Origin of the sequence: Mycobacterium sp., from assembly GCF_032162605.1 — a bacterium.
Taxonomy (GTDB): domain Bacteria; phylum Actinomycetota; class Actinomycetes; order Mycobacteriales; family Mycobacteriaceae; genus Mycobacterium.
The window spans coordinates 1-3,210 of record NZ_JAVROT010000186.1 but is presented as its reverse complement, the minus strand read 5'-3'; the positions used below and the strand labels follow the sequence as shown (position 1 = coordinate 3,210).

Annotated in this window: 6 protein-coding genes; 1 reads left to right on the top strand and 5 read right to left on the bottom strand. The window is 68.0% G+C overall.

The window, feature by feature from the left end; genetic code table 11:
• The coding region (locus QOI01_RS11730; protein ID WP_526381035.1) for a COG4705 family protein at positions 1-941 on the top strand (941 nt) is incomplete at its 5' end.
• Here the strand turns inward: QOI01_RS11730 and QOI01_RS11725 are convergent.
• The 5 genes from QOI01_RS11725 to QOI01_RS11705 are packed head-to-tail and all read right to left on the bottom strand — an operon-like array spanning position 913 to position 3,062.
• Complete coding sequence (locus QOI01_RS11725; RefSeq protein WP_526381033.1) at positions 913-1,191, bottom strand: ATP-binding cassette domain-containing protein; 279 nt, start codon at positions 1,189-1,191, stop codon at positions 913-915. The two genes, QOI01_RS11730 and QOI01_RS11725, sit on opposite strands and share 29 nt — an antisense overlap.
• 2 nt (positions 1,192-1,193) lie before the next feature.
• On the bottom strand, positions 1,194-1,412 hold the full coding sequence (locus tag QOI01_RS11720; protein WP_526381031.1) for a hypothetical protein: 219 nt from the start codon (positions 1,410-1,412) through the stop codon (positions 1,194-1,196).
• Positions 1,403-2,011, bottom strand: coding sequence for a hypothetical protein (locus QOI01_RS11715; RefSeq protein ID WP_526381029.1), 609 nt, complete (start codon positions 2,009-2,011; stop codon positions 1,403-1,405). Before QOI01_RS11715 ends, QOI01_RS11720 begins: the two co-directional genes overlap by 10 nt.
• Positions 2,011-2,247 carry a hypothetical protein gene (locus QOI01_RS11710; protein WP_526381027.1) on the bottom strand — a complete coding sequence of 79 codons (237 nt, stop codon included), beginning with the start codon at positions 2,245-2,247 and terminating at the stop codon, positions 2,011-2,013. Before QOI01_RS11710 ends, QOI01_RS11715 begins: the two co-directional genes overlap by 1 nt.
• On the bottom strand, positions 2,244-3,062 hold the full coding sequence (locus QOI01_RS11705; RefSeq protein ID WP_526381026.1) for a phosphatase PAP2 family protein: 819 nt from the start codon (positions 3,060-3,062) through the stop codon (positions 2,244-2,246). The genes QOI01_RS11710 and QOI01_RS11705 overlap by 4 nt, the downstream gene beginning before the upstream one ends.
• Positions 3,063-3,210: the final 148 nt, after the last annotated feature.

The following is a 3,210-nucleotide window of genomic DNA, read 5'->3' as shown; positions in this document are numbered from 1 at the left end:
CGCTCGCGCTGAGCACCAGCGTCTTCGCGGCGGTCCTTGCGGTCGTCTTCGGCGTGTGGTGGGCGCGAGAACGCACGCTGTCGATTCACAGCATCACCACGTTGCCGCGCGAATCGTTCTACTGGCTCGCCATTCTGGTCACCTTCGCCCTCGGTACCGCCTCGGGCGATTGGATCCTGGAACTCACCGGCTGGGGACCCGGCACGTCGGTGCTGCTGCCCGTCGGCCTGATCGTCGCGGTCGTGATCGGCTGGCGACTCGGTGCCAACGCCGTGCTCTCCTTCTGGCTGGCCTACATCCTCACCCGGCCCCTCGGTGCGAACCTCGGCGACTGGCTCGGGTTCCCGCCGGATCAGCAGGGCCTCGGTCTGGGCACCGCCATCACCAGCGTCATCTTCCTCACCGCGATCCTCGCCATCGTCGTCTACCTGTCGATCACGCGCAGCGACGTCATCGACAAGCCCGAAGCGCACGAGACGTCCGCCGCATCGAAGAATGTGGCTCGGGAGCGGCTCGTCCACGGGTACTACGCGGCCGTCGCCGCGGCAGCCGGGGCCCTGCTCGTCTGGGCCGCCGGGCAGCCGCACTCCGTCGCGGCCGCCAGCGAATCGGAATCCGGCTCGTCGGCCGCCGCGACACTTGCCCCCGGGCAGTCTGCGACCGCGAAGTTCCCGCCGGCCGAGGTGACGAAGTTCCGTACCATCGTCGCGGACACCCTGAGCAAGGTGCAGGCCGGCGATCAGGCTGGCGCCACGGCGCGGATCAAGGACCTCGAAACCGCCTGGGACGACGATCAGTCCGCCTTGCAGCCCCTGGACGACAGCGGCTGGACCGTCCTCGACGGTCAGATCGACCAAGTGCTGGAGGCGTTGCGGGCCGGCAACCCCGATCCCGCCACCGAGACGCAGACCCTCACCACGCTGTTGACGTCGCTGAAGTGAGGAGCGGCCCGCAAGCGCCAATCACCCGTGGGGACTGCCGAGACATCGGAAGCGCCAAGACCATTGGGGCATTGTGACCTTGGAGGTCGAGCACCCGGGCTTCGGTGGTGCTGTCGAGCTCACCGGTGGGTTCGTCGGCGAGCAGCAACGTGGGTGAGTTGGCGAGCGCGACCGCGAGGCCGGCCCGAGCGAGCTCGCCACCGGACAGTTGAGTGGGGTATGCCGTCGAACGGTCTTGTAGGCCAAGCACGCTCAGGATCTCGGTGTTCCTTCCGGACTGGCCTGCCAGCGAATGGGCAACGTCGACTTTCCCGAACCGGACGGTCCGGTGACGACGACTAGGTCGCCCGACTCCCCGCGCAGTGAGACGCCCTGCAGCGCAGGGGTTTCCTCGTCACCGGCGCGATAGAAGCGATACAGCGAGTGCGCCTCCAGAGCGCACTCCGGCGCCGGTTCGTCCGCTACCGCCACTGCAGAGAATCGGTGATGGTGCGCCACGGATCGACGTTGTCGGCTCCGACCGGCCCGGACAGCGTCAGCACCACCTCGTGGCCGTCACTCCAGAATGAATAGCGTTCGACGGCGTCGACGCCGCGCTTTCCGGTGACCTCATTGGGCGTCGAGTCAACCTGGTAGGTGGCCAGAATGACGGGCCCCGCCTTGCGCTGAACCACGGAGACGGCGCCGAAGCGGTATCCCGGGCTCGCCGCTTGGATCGCGGGCAGTTCCTCCCGCCGAACCACGTCCGGCGTGAGCGTGTCCAGGAACGGATTGATCTCGATGCGGACCGCGTTGAGTTTGTCGGTGAAGACGGTCGCCGAGCCGTCGTTAGTCTGCGCCCATCCTTCGGGGACCGACACCGTGAACAATTGCGACGGCGGACCATAGGGCACGTACACCTGTGTGTCGGGGATGTCGCCGACCGGGTTCTGCTCGGGTGCAACCATTTCCGGTCTGATGGCAGCCGTGGGTGTGCCAGGCGGGTTATCGGTCCCGGCGCCACACCCGGTGAGCAAACCCGCGGTTACGAGCGCCACGAACACCATGGGTACCGAGTTCTTGGGAATCATCACGAGTTCCTCTCCAACGTGAGCCAGGCGGCGCTGCATGTCCGGGGTGGCGGTGTGACGTCTTGCGAGGCGGAATCGTTCGTCGGCGTCGGAGCGCTGGTGCCTGTGCGCCGAGGCTGCCGACCGCGCAGGCCGACCATCAAGGGCAACACCGAAAGCAGCACGATGGCGTACACCGCGGCAAGCCCCAGCAACCCGAAGGTCGACAGCAGGGTGTCGGGATTGCGTGCGCTCATGGCAGCGCCTTCCTGGTGGACCTCGATGGCGCCAGCTCGGCAGCTAGCGGCGCCGGGTCGTCGACGAGCACGGCCAAGCCGGTCGCACCGACGGTCACGACCGCCGCTGCGAGCAGCACACCGGCCGTCACGTCGGTCAGCCAGTGCACGCCGAGGTAGAGCCGGCTGAGTGCCACGGCCGACAGTGCAAGCACCGCGACGACCGCGAGCAGACCCTTCACGACCCGGTTGGCGGCGAGTCCGAAGGCCACCGCCAGGATCCCCACCAGCGCCGCGGTTCCCGTCACGTGTCCCGAGGGAAACGAGTAGTCCGTCTCCAGGGTCTCCTGGACGGCGAGGGGAGGCCGGGCGCGAGCCACCAGCAGCTTGATCAGCCAGCACAGCGTCGCGGCCCCGCCCACGGTGACGAGCACCGTCAGGCCGCAGAGGGCCGACCGGAACTTGAGCCCCACGGCGACGGCGCCCGCGGTCGTGAGAACGGCGATCTCCACCGGTCCGAGGGCGGTGCTGACGGCAAGGGCCAGGTGGTCGATCGCCGGGTGACGATGCGCGACCAGCCACGCCGTGACCGAGTGGTCCACGCCCGTCAACCAACCGCCGCGGCTGGCCTGCAGGGCCAGCACGGTCACTCCGAACAGCAGACCGCCGACCCGTGCCGAAGTGGACAGCCACGTCGACATGCCATGGCGGTAGCCCCATCCCACGCCGAACACCACAGTGGCGACGAACAGCCCGCCGAGCGCGATCGCCGCAGGTCCGTGCGAGACCACGAAAGTGGTCACCGTATCGAACAAGGCGTGTTGGGACTTGTTCACGGGCTCAGTGTGGCGCCGATCCGCTGAAGGGACGCTGAAAGTACGTCGGGGCACAGCATGTGGTTCTGGTTCACTTGGGGCGTAGGCGACGGGAGGACACGGCGATGCGCGTGTTGGTGATCGAGGACGAGGTCCACCTCGCGGAGAC